Genomic DNA, 19953 nt, shown 5'->3' on the forward strand with positions numbered 1-19953 from the left:
TCACTAATAACTCTAACTAAAGTCACTTATAGATAAATGGAATTAACGCGCCAGATATTTGGTCATGTCTTCAATGCCTTTCAGCGTCATTGGAAACATATGATTTTCAAATATCTGCTGGATCAGACCAATGGTATGGGTGTAATGCCAGTATTTTTCTTCTTCCGGATTCAGCCAGGCAGTTTTATCAAAATGCTGACGCAGACGCTGTAACCAGACCTGTCCAGCTTCATCATTCATATATTCAACCGAACCACCGACAGAATTCAGCTCATACGGCGCCATACTGGCATCTCCGACCACAATCACGCGGTAATCACGGCCATAGGTATTGAACAAATCCCAGGTATTGATGCGTGAACTGGAACGACGGACATTGTCTTTCCAGACATAGTCATACAGACAGTTATGGAAATAAAAATATTCCAGGGTTTTGAATTCGGTTTTCGCAGCACTGAACAACTTTTCACACTGGGCAATATGCGCATCCATCGAACCACCGACATCGAACAGCATTAAAACTTTGATGCGGTTACGACGCTCCGGTACCAATTGTACATCCAGAATGCCCTGCTTGGCCGTTTCACGAATCGTCCCGTCAATATCCAGTTCTTCAGCAGCACCCTGACGGGCAAATTTTCGTAGACGGCGCAATGCCATCTGCATCTGGCGGCTACCCAAAATCTGTTCATCGTCCAGATTTCGATATTGGCGCTGTTCCCAGACTTTCACCGCAGAACGCTTACGCCCCGGCCCGCCAATACGCACACCTTCAGGATGATCGCCATAGGCACCAAAGGGTGAAGTGCCACCGGTACCCATCATCTTGTTGCCACCCTGATGTTTTTTATGCTGTTCGCGCAGACGCTCTTCCAGCATTTTCATCAGTTCTTCCAGCGATCCGGCTTTTTTCAGCTCTTCGCGCTGCTCCGGGGTCAGATGCTTCTCGAGTAATTCGAGATCGAACCAGTCTTTGGGCAGCTTATGCACCTGATTCAGCAGCTCATCCAGATCAAAGGTCGCGATACCATCAAAATAGTCTTTCATAGCACGATCGAACTTATCGAAATAGCGCTCGTCCTTGACCATGACGGTTTTGGCCAGCTGATAGAATTCATCCTGATCGGCAAACACCAGACCTGCAGCAACCGCCTGATTCAGGTCAATCAGCTCACGAGTCGATACCGGCACGCCGTATTTGCGTAAGGTATAAAACAGTCGCACAAACATGCGTGTTTCTCCCTTAACGACGTGACATAAATGCTAGACGTTCGAGCAACTGCACATCTTGCTCATTCTTGATTAATGCGCCGTACAGGGGCGGAATTGCTTTGGATTTATCAGTATTGCGCAGAATATCTTCCGGCATGTCGTCAGCCATAAGCAGGCTGAGCCAGTCGATCAGTTCAGAAGTTGAAGGTGGTTTTTTTAAACCCGGAATCTGACGTAATTTAAAGAAGACTTGCAAAGCCTCATTGACCAATGTGGTCGAGATATTGGCAAAATGCACATCGATGATTTCACGCATGGTGGCTTCATCCGGGAATTCGATGTAATGGAAGAAGCAACGACGCAGGAAAGCATCTGGCAATTCTTTTTCATTATTTGAGGTAATGATCACGATTGGGCGCTGAGTTGCCGTAATGGTTTCGCCAGTCTCGTACACATAGAACGACATTTTATCGAGTTCATGCAGCAAGTCATTTGGAAACTCGATGTCTGCCTTATCAATTTCATCAATCAACAGGACACAGCGCTCTTCACTGGTAAACGCTTCCCATAATTTACCCGGCTTGATGTAGTTCTTGATGTCATAGACACGGTCATCACCCAACTGACTATCGCGCAAGCGGGATACGGCATCGTATTCATACAGGCCTTGTTGTGCTTTGGTAGTGGACTTGATGTGCCAGGTGATCAGCTTCAAACCCAGACTTTCTGCAACTTGCTCGGCCAGCAAAGTCTTACCTGTACCCGGCTCACCTTTGACCAGCAATGGTTTTTGCAAACTGCGTGCAGCTTTCACCGCAAGTTTTAAACTGTCAGTCGCAATGTACTGATCGGTACCTGAAAATTGTTGAATATCAGCAGACATGATTGAACCTTATTTTTTACTTACAGCGGTGAACTTTTCTCGTGAACACGAATATTACTTTTGTTCGACACATAGGTCGACCAGCAATAGCCAATCACAGATCCAATCCCAATAACAAATAAAATAAGTGACGCATTAATCCAAACCAGGGACTGCTCTTTGGTCAGCACCCCAAATAACAGACCGAAGATCGCGGGTGCAATGGATGCATTCGCCCCCTCGGATACCGTCGGTGTTAGCAGAATGGCAAAGGCTACAATCCACAAAAAACCGCCCATGGGTTTAGGCAGACGCTTGGTCACGCCATACCAGCACCATAAAGCAATCAGGCTGCCGAGCAGATAAACTGCAACGGCAATGCTCTGTTCAGGAATTGAGTCTAATACAGCCACATAACCATTCATTTCACAACTCCTGAATTAACATTAAGCACCGCGTAAACCTTCTGGTGCCACAGCGTTTGGATCAATCAAGCCTTCTGGCGGCATTTGCAGGAAGAAACCGCGGGTTTCAATAGAATCCATGACATGCAAGACATTGGCACGTGCCAGTTTACGGGATTCGCTTAATTCAAGATGCATGACAAAAGTCGCACGTCCAAATGCTGCCTGTACTGCTTCAGTCAATACGCTTAAAGGTTCGAATGTTTCAGCTTCGCTTTCATTCGCAGGACGCGCCACATACAGATACATTTCACTTTTTTTGCTGGATTTGTAGATAGACACTTGCATATTTCAAACGACTTTTCTGGAAAAACAACCGCAAGGATACATCAAAAAAAAGACAGAAACATTAGCCACGTCTCATGCATCAGTCGTGATTTTGTATAATTGCTTTTTCTTTAACCAATCCTGTAGCCAATCACTCGCTGACTTTCATCTGGGTAGACAGATAAGATTCATCCTGATGCAATACCTGAATCAGTGGCTGAGTCAATAACTCATAGCGCCAGCCAAGCAGATAATCCGGCAGATCCTGCTCGTCCTTATGAAAGACCACATGTTGATACAAGGCATTCAGCCATTTCTTACGCATCAGGACTTCTTTAGGAATTGAGGTTTCATTGACGACATTCTGAATAATTGAGTCAATTTTTTCGCCAATATCTTTGGAAGAATGGCGAATTGGACGTGCCAGACGTAAAGGCCAATTTGCCGGCTCCGGCAGGAATTTCAGTAAATCTAAAATCGTTTTACCATGCTCACGAACCACATTCGAACGAATGTCTTTCACATGACTCAGCTGGAAATTATTGCGCGGGAATTTTTCCACCAGATCAATCATGCTGGCATTTTTCAAAATGAAACTGCGTGGCTGATTCAGTGCTTTGGCAATCTGATCACGCCAAACCATTAATTGCTGCAATTGCATCAGCTGACGGCGTGAATGCCGGTAATTGCCGACATCCTGATACAACAAGGCAGTTGGGGTATCTTCGCCAATTTCCTGAGTCAGAAAACGGCAATCTTGCAAGGCAAAATCCAGCAGATCTTTCGACTCCAGATCCCGTTTGATTTTCTCTGACAGTTGCACCAGATAATGCACATCATTGGCAGCATAGAGCAACTGTTCGGAACTGAGTGGACGCGCCAGCCAGTCAGAACGGGTCTGGTCTTTTTCGATATCGACTTCCAACATCTGCTTCAGCGCATTTTGATAGCTGACTTGCAGACCATGCCCCAAAAATGACATGCCGACCTGGGTATCAAACACATTACTCAGCGATTTCTTCTGGGTATAGTGATAGATCAGATCGATATCTTCACTACAGGCATGAAAAATATTCTGCTGTGCGTTAAAAATTTTATTAAGGAACTCAGTCAGATCTAGCGTGGTTCCATCCAACAAATAGACCTTATTGTCTACGTTAATCTGAAAAACACCCAGCTTAGGCCATAAGGTATCAACCTTGATAAACTCGGTATCCAGCCCATACACTGAATTCTGATCCATCAGCTTCAGTACATGAGTTAAGTCGTTTTGATGTTGAATAAATTGAAACATAGAACTGAGTCTAAGATTAGATTCTCGATAGATCCATATTAACTGATCTATAGAATTTTTGTATAAAAAATAACGTCAATTCTGCCCTATTTCCTAAAAAATGGCGCTTACTTATCAGGATTTATATTCTAATTAATATCTTTTTTATATTAAAACTAACAAGATATTTAAGCTTAGCTTACTTCATGCGCATCCGGTTATGTACTGCCTGACTCAAGGTATGACTGTCGACATATTCCAGCTCACCACCTTGTGGTACGCCCTGGGCAATTCGGGTCATCTGGATCGGCAAATGCTTACTGGCCTCAACCAGATAATGCGCCGTAGCCTGACCTTCTACCGTGGCATTGGTTGCCAGAATCACTTCTTTCACCTGACCATTGGCCAAACGATGCAATAAGTACGGAATACCGATTTCTTCGGGACCAATACCATCCAGTGGCGATAAATGTCCGCCCAATACATGATATTTACCTCTGAAACTACCACTTTGCTCAATCGCCATGACATCTGCAGGTGATTCCACTACACAGAGCAGTTCATCATCACGATCCAGAGAGCTGCAAATATTGCAGACTTCGTCTTCGGTCAGAGAATGACAGACTGAACATTCATGAATGTGATTGGTTGCCTCAGTCAGCGCATGTGCCAGACCAATAGCACCCTCACGATTTTTCATGATCATATGCAATGCCATACGTTGAGCCGATTTCGGCCCAACGCTTGGCAAAATGCGTAATGCTTGAACGAGTTGATCAAAACGATCACTAAACATTGCGCATTCTTCCTTAGAACATACCTGCAAGACCAGGCGGCAAACCCATGCCTGAGTTTGCTGCTTTCATTCTTTCGTCAGATACCACTTCTGCCTGACGTGCTGCATCATTCATTGCAGCTGCAATCAGGTCTTCAATCATGTCTGGATCATCCTGAAGTAATTCAGGATTGATTTCGATACGTTTCACCACGTTACGGCAAGTCATGGTTACTTTCACTAGACCACCACCCGCCTCGGCATGCACTTCAGTTTGCGCAAGCTCTTCTTTGGCTTTTTTTACGTTATTTTCAACTTCTTTCTGCATGCGCTGAGCTTGCTGCATCAACATGTTAATGTTCATAAATATCTCCGAACATAAATTTATAAAATTAAATCAGGTCTAAACCGCGACGAATATCCTGGATAATATCACCAATCTCTTCCAAACCAACAGATACGCGAATTAAACCTTCACGAATACCAGCGGCTTCTTTGGCTTCAGGCGACAATTTACCGTGTGTCGTGGTCGCCGGATGGGTAATAGTCGATTTTACATCGCCCAGATTGCCGGTAATCGAGATAAACTGGGTATTGTCAATGACAGTCCACGCTTCCTCACGGCCACCTTTGACTTCAAAAGACACAATACCGCCAAAACCGCTCTGCTGTTTTGCTGCCAGTTCATGACCGACATGCTCAGGCAGGCCCGCATAATATACTTTTTCTACTTTTGGATGCTGATTCAAAAATTCAGCCAGTTGCTGAGCATTTGCTGAATGTTCACGCATACGCAAACGTAGTGTCTCCAAGCCTTTCAGGAAGACCCAAGCATTGAATGGGCTCATTGACGGGCCTGTGGTACGCACGTAGCCGAAGATTTCTTCTAGTAACTTGTGATTACCTACGACAGCACCACCCAAGGCGCGGCCCTGACCATCCAGATATTTAGTCGCAGAATACACTACCAGGTCTGCACCAAATTTGATTGGTTGTTGTAACACTGGTGTACAGAAGCTGTTATCAATCGCCAGTAAAGCATCATTGGCATGCGCAATATCAGCGAGTCCCTGTATATCGGCTACTTCCGCTAAAGGATTCGATGGAGATTCAACAAAGAGAATTTTTGTTTCAGGCTTGATGGCATTTTTCCATGCATCAAGATCGGTCAAATCAACGAAATCAACGCTGACGCCAAATTTTGCGACATATTTTTCAAACATGGAAACCGTAGAACCGAAGACTGCACGTGAACAAATCACATGATCGCCTGCTTTTAAAAAAGCCATCATCACTGCCATAATGGCTGCCATACCCGAACTGGTGGCGACGGCGCGTTCTGCACCTTCAAGTGCAGCCAGACGCTTTTCAAACATGGCAACGGTCGGATTGGTAAAGCGAGAATAGATATTGCCCGGTTCCTGGCCTGAGAATTTGGCTGCGGCTTCTGCAGCATTTTCATAAACAAAGGACGATGTTAGAAAAATCGGTTCGCCATGCTCACCTTCAAAAGTGCGGGTATGACCGGTACGAATGGCTAAAGTTTCTAATTGGTAAGAAATATCGTCTTGCTGGCTCATCGCTTTACCTCAGCCCTCAGGCTGCCTTTTGTAAAAATTTGCCAACATTTTGAGCGCCTAAGCTATTTCAGGTCAAGGCATAATAAGCGATTATTGCTTAGACTTCGATCAATCCTCCCGCGGATACGGATATTTTATTTACATGATTCAGTTAAAACAAAACTTTCAGCGCCAGCAAAAAAAATTGAAACACCTCAGCACCCGGGTGTTTAATGCCTCCTCACTGATCCTGTCGCAAAAAAACCCTTTTGAATATATTGCCGGCACCGAGTTTTGCAAGATTCGTTATTACGCTTCACCTGAGAAAAAATATAAGGAGCCTCTGGTTTTCATCGCACCGTTAGCCATTAATATGGATATCTATGATCTGTATCCTTATCGCTCTCTGGTCAAGCATTTTCAGCATAGCGGTTTTGATGTCTATCTGGTGGAATGGAAACGCTTTAACTTTAAGCACCGTCACCTGAATTTTTTATCTTTTATCGATGCAGCCATTCCTCAATCCATTGAAACCATCTGCAAGCATTCAGGCAGTCAGTTCATTTCCTTACACGGCTGGAGTATGGCTGGGGTGTTTGTCACGCTCTATACAGCCCTGCATTCGCCTGAACATGTCAAGAATCTGATCGTGGTGGGCAGTCCTATCGACAGTTATGCGTCAGGACGTGTCGGTAAACTTTTTTCTACGACCAATAAACTGATCTCTAAAAACAAAAATCTGCAACAGGCCATTCATCAAGGACTGATTCCAAAGCAATATATTCATACGCCGGGTATTGTAAATGCCTTGGGCTTTAAATTACTCGATCCGATTGGCTGGCTCAAAAGCCAGAAACAGTTTCTGTTAAATCTGGATCATGTCGAAGATGTCTATGAACACGCCACCATGGGGAATTTCCTGAACAAGATGATTGATTATCCAGGTGGGATTAATCAGGACATGGTGCTGCATTTATGGCTGCAAAATCCTTTAAAACAGGGTTCTATCACTTTGAATGGTCGTATCATTGATCTTAAAAATATCAGTTGCTCCCTATTGGTGGGTGCAGGTCAAACCGATCAGATTGTCACAGAACAGTCAGCTAAGCCTTTGATGGAATTGACAAGTAGCCAGGATAAGACGTTTACTCTTATACCGGGTGGTCATCTTGGACTCATGTCGAACCAGAAAACAGCAAATACATTCTGGCCAAAAATGACGACCTGGCTGATGCAGCGCTCTACACGTCTTGATGCTTAGTGTAGATTCCCCGCACCAGAAAAAATATTAAATAGATTTAAACATATTCAGAGGGTACAGCATGATTCAGTCAGTGGCATTTATCGGCTTAGGTGCAATGGGTTTTCGTATGGCAGCACATTTACCCAAGCATTTTGATACGGTCTACGTCTGGAACCGCAGCTTTAACAAGGCAGAGCAACATGCTGCTGAATATGGCACCCAGGCCGTAACCTTGGAACAGGCCGCACAGGCAGATGTGATTTTTTCCTGCCTGCCCACCAGTGCCGATGTAGAACAACTTCTGGAAAATTTACCGCTTAAATCCGGTTCAGTCTGGGTCGACTGCACCAGTGGTGTACCAGATTCTGCTCAAAAACTGGCAGCACAACTGGCTGAACAGGGGGTAATCTTTCTGGATGCACCGGTCAGTGGCCAAACCGTTGGTGCTGAAAATGGTACTTTAACCGTGATGGTAGGCGGTAATGTGCAGGGTTATGAAAAAGCCCTTCCTGCGATGCAGGCTTTTGGCAAGCTGATCAAGCATGTCGGTGAATCTGGCGCGGGTTTTGCAGTGAAGGCCGTAAATAATATGTTAATGGCTGTAAACCTGTGTGCCGTCGCAGAAGGCTTTACTACACTGAAAGCGCATGGGGTAAACCTTCATGAAGCGCTGGATTGTATTAATGCTTCAAGTGGTAAAAGTATGGTGACTGAAACCGTATTACCACAGCGTATTTTAAATCGCAGTTTTCCTGTAACCTTTGCCCTGCCACTCTTGGCCAAAGATACAGGTATCGCAATCGACCTTGCGCGTGAAGCCAAACTTTCTGCGCCTGTGCTCTCGTTGACCCAGAATCTGATTCAGGCGGCCAGCGATCTGTCGGATAAAAACAGTGATTTTTCCAGTGCTGTGAAAATGTATGAATCATGGAGTAATATTACCATCGAGTAATATCTCGCCATTGAATAATGATAACGAAACCTCATATTGTGACTAGTAGGCAGGCACATATAGTGGATAACCCAGAGGAAACTCTCATGAAGAAATTTTCTGTTGCAGCATTGATTGGCTTTGCAACTTTGTTCGGGGCTTCAACATCGGTTCTTGCATCTGAACAAGAGTGCAAAAAATTAAAAAATGATCATGACGTGATTTATGCGTCTAAAGGTTTCTGTTTCAAAGATCCTGAAGCAAAAGCCAAGTTTGGTAATGACAATTGCTATACAACCAAGCCAAAATTCTCGGAAAAAGAGCAACAACGTCTTGACGCGATCAAAGATCGTCAGAAAGAATTGAACTGTAAATAATTCAGTTTAATGACGCTCAAGGAATATACTTATGACTTATGATGATCAGAATATTTTTGCACGAATTCTACGCGGTGAACTTCCTGCGATAAAAGTGTATGAAGACGACCAGGTTCTTGCATTTATGGACATCATGCCTCAGGCAGAAGGTCATACTCTGGTGGTTCCGAAAACTCCGGCGATCACTTTACTGGATCTACCACCTGAAGCTGCAGCCTATACGATTCAGATCGTACAGAAAGTTGCAAAAGCCATTGAAAAAGGTTTAGGTGTGGACGGTATCGTGCTGATGCAATTATCAGGGGCAGCAGCGGGTCAGACCGTACCACACGTACATTTCCATCTGGTTCCTACCTCTTTGCACAATCTGGGCAAACATGCAGCACAAATGGGCGACCAGGAAAAAATTAAAGCGCTGGCTGAGAAAATTAAAGCTGCCCTTTAAGCTATTCTTAATACCTAAAAATGGAGCCTCGGCTCCATTTTTTATGTCTAATGTATTTCACTCTTGATTAAGCCAATAAAATATCAGTAAAAGTCACCTAGCCTATTTTTAAGTTTTGCAGCAAACACCGAGCTTAGCTGTATTTGCATCAATCCTGCTTACCCCAATCATAATCCTATAAAAAATAAGACAATGATTGTCTTTAATATTTCTGAAATATTTCCTTAATCATATTGACTTATTTGTAATGAATACTTGGCACCAATAGAGCAGTAGATGTTTCAAAACAATACTGAAACTTGTTTTTAAGACGATGAATAAAAAAGTCTTTATTGGAGCAACACATGAAAAAAACGTTATCTGCATTAGCAATCGGGGCAACAATTTTAACACCAGTGATGGCAGCTGCTGCTGATGTTAAAGTGTATGGTCGTGCACACGTTTCTTTAGATTATCTGGATGATGGCCAGGATTATAACGAAGTAGGTCTTTCTTCAAACTCTTCACGCCTAGGCTTTAAAGCTGAACAAAAACTAGAAAATGGTATGACTGTATTTGGTCAAATCGAACAGGAAATTAACTTTGCAAGTGGTTCTGCAAATGATGATGTTGAATTTGCAACTCGCGATACTTTTGTTGGTTTAAAAGGTGATTTTGGTCAAGCGCGTATCGGCCGTTTTGACAGCCCATTCAAAGTAGCACGTGGCCCGGTCAACTTCTTTGGTGATATGGTCGGTGACGTTCGTAACGTTACGCGTGTAGGCAACCTGCGTTTTGATGAACGTAATGCCAATACCATTGAATATAAATCACCAAAATTTGGTGGCGGTTTCAACGTATTAGGTGCGATGTCACTACATGAAACAAATAGCCCGGATGCCACTAAAGATGGCGCTAAAGACAAAGATAAAGCTTACGACCTCGCTTTAACCTATAAAGAAGGTAAAGTTGATTTCGCTGCTGCCTATGAACACTATGAAGAAGAAGCTGCCCGTGGTGAGCGCGACGGTTTCCGTATCGCAGGTGCTTACAAAATCACACCTGAATTCAACTTGGGTGGTTTATACCAATTCCTTCAACACGATAATTCTGAAGCAAACCCAGATGCACAAGTGTTTGGTGTAGCCGGTGAATATAAATTTGCACCAAAAACCTCATTCCGTGGTGAAGTATTCCACCGCGATGTCGATGCTGATGATGCAAATGCAACTTTACTGGCAATCGGACTTGAGCACCGTTTAGATCCAACAGTCCGCGTTTATGGCAACATAGCAACTGTACTAAATGATGAAAACTCAAACCTTACCCCTTGGGCACAAGGTCGTACCAATGCCGTAGGTGGCGCACGCGGTGAAGATAGCTTAGGTCTTTCCCTAGGCATGCGTTACGACTTCTAAGTCCAGTCCCCCTCACAAAGCTTAAAAAGAACATGTTTCCAGCATGTTCTTTTTTTGGCGTGTTTTTTATCAATATAAAATGATGAGAAAGATTACGATACTGATATTCAACCCTTATAAAACCAACCAATAGACCTCTTTCATAAATCATTTTTTGCTCAGTTCCAAGTTGTAGATTCCAGCGATTAAATTGAATCTCAAACCAAGCCTTTTACCTCTATTTCGATAACGCTCAGCAAGGATTTTGAAGGTTTTCAGGCTGCCAAATACATGCTCAATTCCGATTCTTCTTTTATTGATTTCTTGATTATAGATTTTCAATTCAGGATCCAATTTACAGTGTCTTTTGGCTTTTAATGGCAACAGGCTATTCGGATACAACACATAAATCCCCTGATAGCCTTTATCTGCAAGGATAAAAGCCCCAAAAGGAATCTGGTTTAAATTGCGTTTGAACAACTCGAAATCATGCACTGCACCGCGACTGGTACATAAACTCAGAATTTGCTGAGTTTTGTAGTGAATCATGGCCTGTACTTTAAAGGTATGGGTCTTTTTCTTGCCGCTATAGCTTTTCTTCTGTTTTTTTAGGCCTTTGGATTGGAATTTCCGTGGCATCCACGATCACAACATTCCAGTCGATGCCTTCGCCCTCGGGTAAATCTTTGGGTAAATTAAACAGATTGGACCGAATCAGGCAGTCTTCAACATGACGGACAATTCTTGAGGCTGTGGGCTCTGAAACCCCGTAACTCGTCGCAACGTGAAATAAGGTTCGGTATTCCCGCCAATAGCTCAGACAGAGCAGAACCTGATCCTCCAGGCTTAACTTGGGCGGTCTGCCTTTGGCAGAGACATGCTTCTGCAATTGCTCAACCATCAAATAGAAAGTTGACCATGAGATGCCTGTGTATCGCTTGAACTGAGGATCAGAGAGCTTGTTTGAATCGATGTATTTCATCCGCAGATTATGCACGAATGCTAAGAAATCCGGAGTGCAAATATTAACCAAAAAGAAGATCGTTTTTTGATTTATGAAAGAGATCTAATTTAGTTTGATTAATTTTATTCTTTATTTTAAAACCAAGCATTTTAATCAGATTAAAAAATATTAATCCAACTAAAATAATCTACATTCTAATATAGAAATATAAGCATTTTAGTCGGATTTAAAAACCAATAAAATTACATAAAATAATAAAAAATATTTAGAATAAATTTTAACTCATATAAATATATATTTATTATTTTCAGATACTTGTAAATATATATTTATTTAAACTGTATCGTCTATTTATTTTTTAGTTACAATAGATTAATAATATACAACAAGTCATATAACAGGCTTAGTCGAATGAGCTTAGTTCCCAAAAATCTAAACCAGAGAGTGGTTAGAGAAATAACCGCCATTTTAATTATCAAGGTTATTTTACTGATGATAATTAAAAATATCTGGTTTGATGCGCCTACGATTCCTAAAAATTTTGATAACCAAGTCGCCGAGCGTATCGCCGGCAATCCTTCCCAAATCCAGGAGACACGTTGATGATTTCTGAAAGCGTGGTCGATCTCTCGCGGTTCCAGTTCGCCATGACCGCGATGTATCACTTTATTTTTGTTCCACTAACGCTAGGTCTGGCATTTCTGCTTGCCATTATGGAAACCACCTATGTGATTTCCGGCAAAGAAATCTATAAAGACATGACCAAGTTCTGGGGAAAACTGTTTGGTATTAACTTTGCCTTAGGGGTAACCACAGGCCTGACCATGGAATTCCAGTTCGGAACCAACTGGGCGTATTACTCGCATTATGTCGGTGATATTTTTGGTGCACCGCTGGCGATTGAAGGTTTGATGGCCTTCTTCCTTGAATCGACGTTTATTGGCTTGTTCTTCTTTGGTTGGGATCGTCTTTCCAAAGTGCAACATCTGGCCGTAACCTGGCTGGTAGCTTTAGGCTCGAACATGTCCGCACTCTGGATTCTGGTCGCCAATGGCTGGATGCAAAACCCGGTCGGTTCGGCATTTAACTATGAAACCATGCGTATGGAAATGGTGGACTTTGCTGCACTGATCTTTAACCCGGTCGCTCAGGTTAAATTTGTGCATACCGTATCTGCGGGTTATGTCACAGGTGCCATCTTCGTACTGGCTATTTCAAGTTACTACATGCTGAAAAAACGTGACCTACCTTTTGCACGCCGTTCTTTTGCCATTGCAGCCATCTTCGGGCTTGCTTCTACACTTTCAGTGATTTTACTGGGTGATGAATCAGGTTATGAGCTGGGCGATGTACAAAAAACTAAACTAGCAGCAATTGAAGCCGAATGGGATACTCACCCTGCGCCTGCGCCATTTACTTTGTTTGGTATCCCGAATAAGGAAACCATGACTACAGATTATGCAGTGAAAATTCCTTATGTGATGGGTCTGATTGCTACACGCTCTACGACTGAACAAGTCACAGGTATTAAAGACCTGCTGGTTCAGCATGAAGCACGTATCCGCAATGGTATGGTGGCATATTCGCAACTGGAAAAATTACGTGCTGGTGATCAGTCTCCAGAACTGAAAACTGCTTTTGAAGAAAGCCAAAAAGACTTAGGCTACGGTCTGCTACTGAAGAAATACACGCCAAATGTCGTTGATGCCTCTGATGAGCAAATCAAAGCAGCTGCTAAAGACACTATTCCACACGTACCAAGCCTGTTCTGGGCCTTCCGTGCCATGGTGGCTTCCGGCTTCCTGATGTTGCTTTTATTTGCACTGGCAACTTTTGCGGTAGCCAAACGTAATGCAGAAAACAAACCATGGTTATTGAAATTTGCTTTATTTGCACTGCCTTTACCTTGGGTTGCTGCGCAAACCGGCTGGTATGTAGCAGAAGTAGGTCGTCAACCTTGGACTATTGGTGAGGTATTACCGACGCATCTTTCAGCATCAAGCTTAAGCACAGGTGATGTCTGGGGTTCAATCCTTGCATTGGCAGCGTTCTATACCGTGTTACTGATTATTGAGATGTATCTGATGATCAAGTTCTCACGTCTTGGCCCAAGCTCACTGCATACCGGTAAATATCATTTTGAAAAGCTTGCAGCTGCAGAAAAGGCAAATGGGGAGACTCAAGCATGATCGAATATGAATTATTAAAAATCATTTGGTGGGTGCTGGTCGGCGTATTGCTGATTGGCTTTGCCCTCACCGATGGCTTCGATATGGGCTCTATGGCAATCATGCCATTTGTGGGCAAAAATGATAGCGAGCGCCGTGCAGCGATCAATACCATTGCGCCGCACTGGGACGGTAATCAGGTCTGGTTTATTACTGCCGGCGGTGCGTTATTCGCTGCCTGGCCAATGGTCTATGCAACAGCCTTCTCTGGCATGTACTGGGCACTGTTGCTGGTCCTGTTTGCCCTATTCCTGCGTCCAGTCGGTTTTGACTATCGCTCAAAACTGGAAAATACCAAATGGCGTAATTCATGGGATTGGGGGCTAGCCATTGGTGGTGCAGTGCCTGCATTGGTCTTCGGTGTAGCATTCGGCAACATGTTCCTCGGTGTACCATTTACTTTAGATGAAACTGTACGTTCTACTTATACTGGCAGCTTCTTTGCCCTGCTCAATCCGTTTGCGATTGTATGCGGTCTGGTCAGTTTATCGATGCTATGTGCACATGGTGGTGCATGGTTAATGCTGCGTACAGATGGTGACCTACGCCAACGTTCTGCCAAAGCAACACAAATCATGGGTCTGGTTTATCTGGTTACCTTCCTGGCTGCAGGCGCTTGGCTGTACTTCGGTGGTATTCAAGGCTATACCCTGGTTACACCTTTTGATACCAATGGTGTTGCCAACCCGCTCGCCAAAGAAGTGATGACCAATGCCAATCCAGGCTGGATGAATAACTACTCGACGTACCCAATCACAATGGCTGCTCCAATTGCCGGCATTTTGGGTGGCTTGATCATTGTCTTGGCAGCAGGTAAAAACAAAGCAGGCCTGAGCTTCCTGGGTTCATCTCTGGCTGTCATCGGTGCAATTCTAACTGCTGGTTTTGCCCTGTTCCCTTTCCTGATGCCTTCAAGCATTAATCCTGTTGCAAGTCTGACCATGTGGGATGCGGTATCTAGTAGAAATACTCTGACTGTAATGACCGTTGCTGCCTGTATCTTTGTTCCACTGATCCTGATCTATACCACTTGGTGTTATTACAAGATGTGGGGCGTGATTACCAACAAACACATTGAAGATAATTCACATAGCCTGTACTAAGGCTATGTCTTAAGGAGAGACAACTATGTGGTATTTTGCCTGGATTCTGGGTGTACTGATGGTATGTTTTGCCAGTGTGATTGCTGCCATTTACATGGAACAACACCAAGACCTGGATGAGGAATAAAACATGACCGAAGCTGCGCTTGAGAAAACCGTTGTAGACAAGAAACCAAACAAATTTGCGATGATGATTTCCTGCCTCCTGGCTTTTCCTCTCGCAGCCGTGTTATTGGTTCATCCTTCCGCAATGCTGGATGCCAATGGTGAATATAGCCATAGTGCCATGATGTATATCATGATTGGTATTTCTGGAGGCTTTGTCCATGGTGTGGGCTTTGTGCCGCGCCACTGGTTCTGGAAATGGCTATTTAGTCCATTTTTAACTTGGCCTTTAATGATCTGGGGCTATTACACCTGGTTTCTCAGTTAAAGTATTAAATTAAAAAAGCCCTCATTTGAGGGCTTTTTTATATCGTTTATCGATTTCTGCTTTTTGTTCTACTGTTATATCACTCTGCATTTGGAAACAATTTCTATATTGAGCATGAATATGATGAAGATACTTCTCTTTACCCGCATGTCTTAACAATATTTGTGCAGCCATCGTAATAAATCCATTTACTTGTTTAATAATCACAAGCCTTTGCTCATCAGCTAATCCTGCTCTTTTTTGAATTAATGAATTTCGTCCTGTATGAACAATAGAATGCAAATGTTTTAATGAGTAAAATTTAAACTCTTTAAACATCTCTACTATATGAGCTATCTCTAAAACATTCTCTAATTTCATTATCATTTCTACTGCTGTGGGGATTTTAATATTCTTTAAAAGGTCATCTGCATTATTTAATTCAAACTTTTGTATTTCTTGATTTGAGGCAACCATAAGTAACCAGTAAGCTCTAACGACTGCCTCAAACTGAATTCTAAATAAGGCAAGCGCAGATATATCTCTTTTCATTTCAAGTAAACTGAGAATAGCCACACCATGCTCAATCGACAATTCACAGCATTGATAAACTATCTCAAGCCGAGGCCCACCCTCCAAAAATATTGAATTACTTAATTCACTCCCCAGCTCTTCCAACATTTTTTCTGATTCACGAAAAATATTACTCAAACTTAACTTCCTTTTTTATACTTAATAGAGGTTTATGTTTTTTATTAGGAATAATAAAAAAGCCGGAACCAGTCCGACTTTTAGAATAATTTATCGATGGGTATGAATTGACATCACAATGCCCATCCCAGCCAGCATGGAAATCACCGCCGTTCCGCCATAGCTCATCAGCGGCAATGGATCTCCGGTCACAGGTAAAATCCCGCTCACCATGCCGGAGTTTAAAAATACAAAGAAGAAGAAAGTCAGCCCCATGGCTCCAGCATATAAACGGCCAAAGTTATGAAAGCTGTTTAAACCAATCATCAGACAGCGAATAATAATGGCAGTGAATAAACTAAACAGTAGGAAAACACCGATAAAACCGAATTCTTCGGCATAAGTCGACATAATAAAGTCAGTATGATGTTCAGGAAGATAACCTAAATGTGATTGGGTACCTTCAGTATAGCCTTTACCCGTGGAACCACCTGAACCAATGGCAATTTTGGACTGGATAATATTCCAGCCTGCACCCAAGGCATCCGACTCCGGATCAAATAGCGTAGTAATACGCTTTTTTTGATACTCTTGTAATACAAACATCCATGCAGCCGGAGCTGCCACGGCTACTGCAGCGGCTGCACCACCAATCAGACGCCACGACATCCCACTTAAAAATAGAACAAAAATACCGGGAATCACCAAGCCAATGTTCAAGTCAGGCTGAAGCGCCACCAAAACAAATGGTACGCCCAATAAAATCAGAGCCCCCACAATATGCAAAAATTTGGGAGGAAACGGCTTACGTGCAAAATACCATGCCATCATCAAAGGCATCGCAAATTTCATCACCTCACTCGGTTGCATGCTTCCTACCCCCGGCAAGGTAATCCAGCGGGTTGCACCCAAGCGTTTTTCACCAATCACAAAGACCAGAAGCAGCATGAAGATCCCGAAGGCATACAGGTATGGACTAATCGCCTGATAAACTTTCGGTGGAATCTGCGCACAGATAAACAGCAGCACAAAACCAATTCCAAAACTGATGGCCTGACGCATCACCATGCCAGAGTCTTCAGAGGTCGCGCTATACACCACCATTAAACCCAGAATTGCATTGAGAACCAGAAAGCATAATAACCATGGATCAAGGTGCAACTTGGTCCATCGAGATGAATCTTGCGGATTAATACTACGTCCATCACGCAAAGAGTGACGTAAAAACCGATACTGCTGTGAAGGTATCATTGGCCAAAAGGTGAAAAAGAATGATGGCAAAATTATAAGTGAAAGCTATAGCGAATAGATCGCTATAGCCAGATTTATTCTGCTTTTATTTAAATATTATTTGAATATATTTTTAAGCCTGAGCCTGTAAAATCAGCCTGGCCAGTTCCAGATCGTCCGGATAGGTAATTTTAATATTATCGGAACGCCCTTGTACTACACTCACCTGTTCGCCGATATGTTCCAGCGCACTGGCTTCATCAGTAATCGTAGCACCATCTTGCAAAGCCTGCTCAATCGCCCGTTTCAACACACCTAGCTTGGCCATTTGTGGTGTTTGTGCCTGCCATAGCATTGAGCGATCCACTGTTTCCTCAATATCAAAATTGCTTACTACACGCTTAAGTGTATCTCTTACTGGAATCGCCAGAATCGCAGCCTGATCATTTGTAATCGCCGTATTGACTAACTGTTGCAGACAATCCAGACCGACACAGGGACGCGCCGCGTCATGTACCAGCACCCACTCATCTTCAGAAGCGATTTGAGATAAATACGTGAGTGCATTTAACACGGAATTCACCCGCTCGGCACCGCCCAGACAGAAATGGGCTTTCTCTTGACTGGAAAATGGCAGCATTTTTGCGACATTATCCTGTACACCAATCGCCAGGACATAACCCGTCAAAGGCAGTTGATTCAGACGAGCCACCGTATGTTCAAGAACAGTTCGCTCTTGAATCATCTGATATTGTTTCAGTTCTGTTTTGGAGAAACGGCTACCGGAACCTGCAGCTGGAAGAATGACCCAAAGTTTAGGGTGTGGTTGGTGCTTCAGCTGACTCATTGGTTCGCAGGTCTACTTTAGAATTAGGATTAAGATAGATCGGTTTATATTGAGTACTGATCGTGCTCATTTGAATAAAAGTTTCGCGTGGCTTAATCAGACCAAGATCTAAACGCGCATGTTCTTCGATGGCTTCAATACCATTCTTCAAATCATAAACTTCTGCTGCCAGAACGCGATTACGCTCTTTTAGCTCATCATTCAATTCCATCTGTTGCTGGATTTTCTGGGTCAGTTGCTGATGATCATGATAACCACCTTCACCAAACCAGTATAAATATTGAAACCCTGCGATCAAAATGATCGCAAGGCCCAACAGTACTTTACTCGCAGTCGAGTCGAATACATTTAACATTGACATAAGTCGCTTAGTTCAAACCTTTGAACTCAGCTTTACCGCGATATGCAGCATTAGTCAATTCTTCAATACGAAGTAATTGATTATATTTCGCTACACGGTCAGAACGGCAAAGTGAACCAGTCTTGATTTGACCCGCTGCTGTACCTACTGCAAGATCAGCAATCGTTGAATCTTCAGTTTCACCTGAACGGTGTGAAATTACAGTAGAGTAACCATTTTCTTTCGCAAGATAGATGGCATCTAAAGTTTCAGTCAAGGTACCGATCTGGTTATATTTAATCAGAATCGAGTTACCCACTTTTTCGTTGATACCACGTTGCAGGATTTTCGGATTCGTTACGAACAAGTCATCGCCTACCAACTGGATCTTGTCGCCAAGAATAGAAGTCAGGTAAGACCAGCCTTCCCAGTCAGATTCGTCCAGACCATCTTCAATCGAGATAATTGGGTACTGGTTTACAAGACCTGCTAAATAGTCAGAGAACTGGTTGCTTGTGAACGCTTTGTTGCCTTCACCTGCAAGAATGTACTGACCGTTTTTGTAGAATTCTGAAGATGCACAATCCAGCGCAAGCATGATGTCAGAACCTGCTTTGTAGCCAGTTTGACCAATTGCTTCAAGAATAACCGTAATTGCTTCTTCGTTTGAACGTAAGTTCGGTGCAAAACCGCCTTCATCACCTACCGCAGTGTTTAAACCTTTTTTGTTTAAAACTGATTTAAGTGAATGGAAAATTTCAGCACCGGCACGTAGCGCTTCAGAGAATGAAGTGAAGCCTACTGGCTCAATCATAAACTCTTGAATATCGACGTTGTTGTCTGCATGTGAACCACCATTGATGATGTTCATCATTGGTACAGGCATAGTTAAAATCGTTTGACCACGAAGATCTGCGATGTATTGGAAAAGAGGAATTTTCTTTTCTTCAGCAGCAGCGCGAGCAGCAGCCAAAGACACTGCCAAAGTTGCGTTTGCACCTAGTTTTTCTTTGTTTTCAGTACCGTCAAGCGCGATCATCGTGTTATCGATGTCTTTTTGTTCGAATACTGATTTACCGACCAAAGCGTCACGGATTAACGTATTGACGTTATTTACCGCAGTTTTAACGCCTTTACCTAAGTAACGCGCTTTATCGCCATCACGAAGTTCTAAAGCTTCACGAGAACCAGTTGAAGCACCAGATGGTGCACATGCACGGCCAACTACGCCAGATGCTAAGATTACGTCTGCTTCGATGGTAGGGTTACCACGAGAGTCCAAAATTTCACGTGCACGAATGTCAACGATTTGGCTCATGAACTATTCCTCAGTTGATTAATATGAGCTGCCTATA

25 protein-coding genes are annotated in these 19953 nt (G+C 43.2%); 10 read left to right on the forward strand and 15 right to left on the reverse strand.

From position 1 onward, the window contains the following. Window positions 1-42: 42 nt before the first annotated feature. The 8 genes from I6L24_RS12285 to I6L24_RS12320 form a co-directional block, all read right to left on the reverse strand. On the reverse strand, window positions 43-1230 hold the full coding sequence (locus I6L24_RS12285) for a vWA domain-containing protein (RefSeq protein ID WP_216986099.1): 1188 nt from the start codon (window positions 1228-1230) through the stop codon (window positions 43-45). A 13-nt stretch (window positions 1231-1243) separates the two neighbouring features. Next, on the reverse strand, window positions 1244-2095 hold the full coding sequence (locus I6L24_RS12290; protein ID WP_004278691.1) for an AAA family ATPase: 852 nt from the start codon (window positions 2093-2095) through the stop codon (window positions 1244-1246). Between the two features lie 20 nt (window positions 2096-2115). Next, on the reverse strand, window positions 2116-2499 hold the full coding sequence (locus I6L24_RS12295) for a hypothetical protein (RefSeq protein ID WP_005106668.1): 384 nt from the start codon (window positions 2497-2499) through the stop codon (window positions 2116-2118). A gap of 21 nt (window positions 2500-2520) precedes the next feature. Further along, a complete protein-coding gene (locus I6L24_RS12300) occupies window positions 2521-2826 on the reverse strand; it encodes a YcgL domain-containing protein (protein WP_004278695.1) in 306 nt (101 codons plus the stop codon). A 130-nt stretch (window positions 2827-2956) separates the two neighbouring features. Further along, entirely contained in the window at window positions 2957-4099 is a 1143-nt protein-coding gene (locus tag I6L24_RS12305; protein WP_005247206.1) for a ribonuclease D, read from the reverse strand. 178 nt (window positions 4100-4277) lie between these two features. After that, window positions 4278-4874: a recombination mediator RecR gene (gene recR / locus I6L24_RS12310; protein WP_005100074.1), complete on the reverse strand. Its 597-nt coding sequence runs from the start codon at window positions 4872-4874 to the stop codon at window positions 4278-4280. 13 nt (window positions 4875-4887) lie between these two features. Beyond that, window positions 4888-5217, reverse strand: a complete 330-nt coding sequence (locus tag I6L24_RS12315; RefSeq protein ID WP_004278699.1) for a YbaB/EbfC family nucleoid-associated protein — start codon at window positions 5215-5217, stop codon at window positions 4888-4890. A gap of 28 nt (window positions 5218-5245) precedes the next feature. Then, window positions 5246-6433: an O-succinylhomoserine sulfhydrylase gene (locus I6L24_RS12320; protein ID WP_191112109.1), complete on the reverse strand. Its 1188-nt coding sequence runs from the start codon at window positions 6431-6433 to the stop codon at window positions 5246-5248. A gap of 142 nt (window positions 6434-6575) precedes the next feature. Here I6L24_RS12320 and I6L24_RS12325 point away from each other — a divergent pair, with 142 nt between their 5' ends. The 5 genes from I6L24_RS12325 (at window position 6576) to I6L24_RS12345 (ending at window position 10805) form a co-directional block, all read left to right on the forward strand. Next, window positions 6576-7673, forward strand: coding sequence for an alpha/beta fold hydrolase (locus I6L24_RS12325; RefSeq protein ID WP_216986100.1), 1098 nt, complete (start codon window positions 6576-6578; stop codon window positions 7671-7673). 61 nt (window positions 7674-7734) lie between these two features. Next, on the forward strand, window positions 7735-8607 hold the full coding sequence (locus I6L24_RS12330; protein WP_216986101.1) for an NAD(P)-dependent oxidoreductase: 873 nt from the start codon (window positions 7735-7737) through the stop codon (window positions 8605-8607). An 86-nt stretch (window positions 8608-8693) separates the two neighbouring features. After that, window positions 8694-8963 carry a YARHG domain-containing protein gene (locus I6L24_RS12335; protein WP_004278704.1) on the forward strand — a complete coding sequence of 90 codons (270 nt, stop codon included), beginning with the start codon at window positions 8694-8696 and terminating at the stop codon, window positions 8961-8963. Between the two features lie 31 nt (window positions 8964-8994). Then, on the forward strand, window positions 8995-9408 hold the full coding sequence (locus I6L24_RS12340) for an HIT family protein (RefSeq protein ID WP_004278705.1): 414 nt from the start codon (window positions 8995-8997) through the stop codon (window positions 9406-9408). Between the two features lie 344 nt (window positions 9409-9752). After that, on the forward strand, window positions 9753-10805 hold the full coding sequence (locus I6L24_RS12345; RefSeq protein ID WP_216986102.1) for a porin: 1053 nt from the start codon (window positions 9753-9755) through the stop codon (window positions 10803-10805). Between the two features lie 147 nt (window positions 10806-10952). Here the strand turns inward: I6L24_RS12345 and I6L24_RS12350 are convergent, their stop codons facing one another. Then, window positions 10953-11423 carry an IS5/IS1182 family transposase gene (locus I6L24_RS12350; RefSeq protein WP_004809604.1) on the reverse strand — a complete coding sequence of 157 codons (471 nt, stop codon included), beginning with the start codon at window positions 11421-11423 and terminating at the stop codon, window positions 10953-10955. Further along, entirely contained in the window at window positions 11371-11766 is a 396-nt protein-coding gene (locus I6L24_RS12355) for a transposase family protein (protein ID WP_008306679.1), read from the reverse strand. Before I6L24_RS12355 ends, I6L24_RS12350 begins: the two co-directional genes overlap by 53 nt. A 393-nt stretch (window positions 11767-12159) precedes the next feature. Between I6L24_RS12355 and cydP the strand changes: the two genes are divergently transcribed. From cydP to I6L24_RS12380, 5 genes are read left to right on the forward strand one after another with little or no spacing between them, the layout of a single operon-like run. Continuing rightward, a complete protein-coding gene (cydP, locus tag I6L24_RS12360; RefSeq protein ID WP_004645265.1) occupies window positions 12160-12351 on the forward strand; it encodes a cytochrome oxidase putative small subunit CydP in 192 nt (63 codons plus the stop codon). Further along, a complete protein-coding gene (locus I6L24_RS12365) occupies window positions 12351-13937 on the forward strand; it encodes a cytochrome ubiquinol oxidase subunit I (protein WP_005252053.1) in 1587 nt (528 codons plus the stop codon). The genes cydP and I6L24_RS12365 overlap by 1 nt, the downstream gene beginning before the upstream one ends. Beyond that, window positions 13934-15079: a cytochrome d ubiquinol oxidase subunit II gene (gene cydB / locus I6L24_RS12370; RefSeq protein ID WP_216986103.1), complete on the forward strand. Its 1146-nt coding sequence runs from the start codon at window positions 13934-13936 to the stop codon at window positions 15077-15079. Before I6L24_RS12365 ends, cydB begins: the two co-directional genes overlap by 4 nt. 25 nt (window positions 15080-15104) lie before the next feature. Continuing rightward, complete coding sequence (cydX, locus tag I6L24_RS12375; RefSeq protein WP_216986104.1) at window positions 15105-15206, forward strand: cytochrome bd-I oxidase subunit CydX; 102 nt, start codon at window positions 15105-15107, stop codon at window positions 15204-15206. A gap of 3 nt (window positions 15207-15209) precedes the next feature. Next, the gene (locus I6L24_RS12380; protein WP_071852073.1) at window positions 15210-15512 is read left to right on the forward strand and encodes a cyd operon YbgE family protein; all 303 of its coding nucleotides are present in this window, start codon (window positions 15210-15212) and stop codon (window positions 15510-15512) included. A gap of 21 nt (window positions 15513-15533) precedes the next feature. On the opposite strand, the gene I6L24_RS12385 is transcribed toward I6L24_RS12380, so the two are convergent. From I6L24_RS12385 to eno, 5 genes are all read right to left on the reverse strand, one after another. Beyond that, window positions 15534-16202, reverse strand: a complete 669-nt coding sequence (locus I6L24_RS12385) for a DUF6988 family protein (protein WP_216986105.1) — start codon at window positions 16200-16202, stop codon at window positions 15534-15536. A 90-nt stretch (window positions 16203-16292) separates the two neighbouring features. After that, on the reverse strand, window positions 16293-17432 hold the full coding sequence (gene rodA, locus I6L24_RS12390) for a rod shape-determining protein RodA (protein ID WP_216986106.1): 1140 nt from the start codon (window positions 17430-17432) through the stop codon (window positions 16293-16295). 112 nt (window positions 17433-17544) lie between these two features. Continuing rightward, the gene (gene ispD / locus I6L24_RS12395) at window positions 17545-18258 is read right to left on the reverse strand and encodes a 2-C-methyl-D-erythritol 4-phosphate cytidylyltransferase (protein WP_216986107.1); all 714 of its coding nucleotides are present in this window, start codon (window positions 18256-18258) and stop codon (window positions 17545-17547) included. Continuing rightward, on the reverse strand, window positions 18227-18619 hold the full coding sequence (locus I6L24_RS12400; protein ID WP_004645271.1) for a septum formation initiator family protein: 393 nt from the start codon (window positions 18617-18619) through the stop codon (window positions 18227-18229). The genes ispD and I6L24_RS12400 overlap by 32 nt, the downstream gene beginning before the upstream one ends. Before the next feature lie 7 nt (window positions 18620-18626). Next, entirely contained in the window at window positions 18627-19916 is a 1290-nt protein-coding gene (gene eno, locus I6L24_RS12405) for a phosphopyruvate hydratase (protein WP_004278719.1), read from the reverse strand. Between the last annotated feature and the right edge of the window lie 37 nt (window positions 19917-19953).

The organism is Acinetobacter lwoffii (assembly GCF_019048525.1).
Classification (GTDB): domain Bacteria; phylum Pseudomonadota; class Gammaproteobacteria; order Pseudomonadales; family Moraxellaceae; genus Acinetobacter; species Acinetobacter lwoffii_K.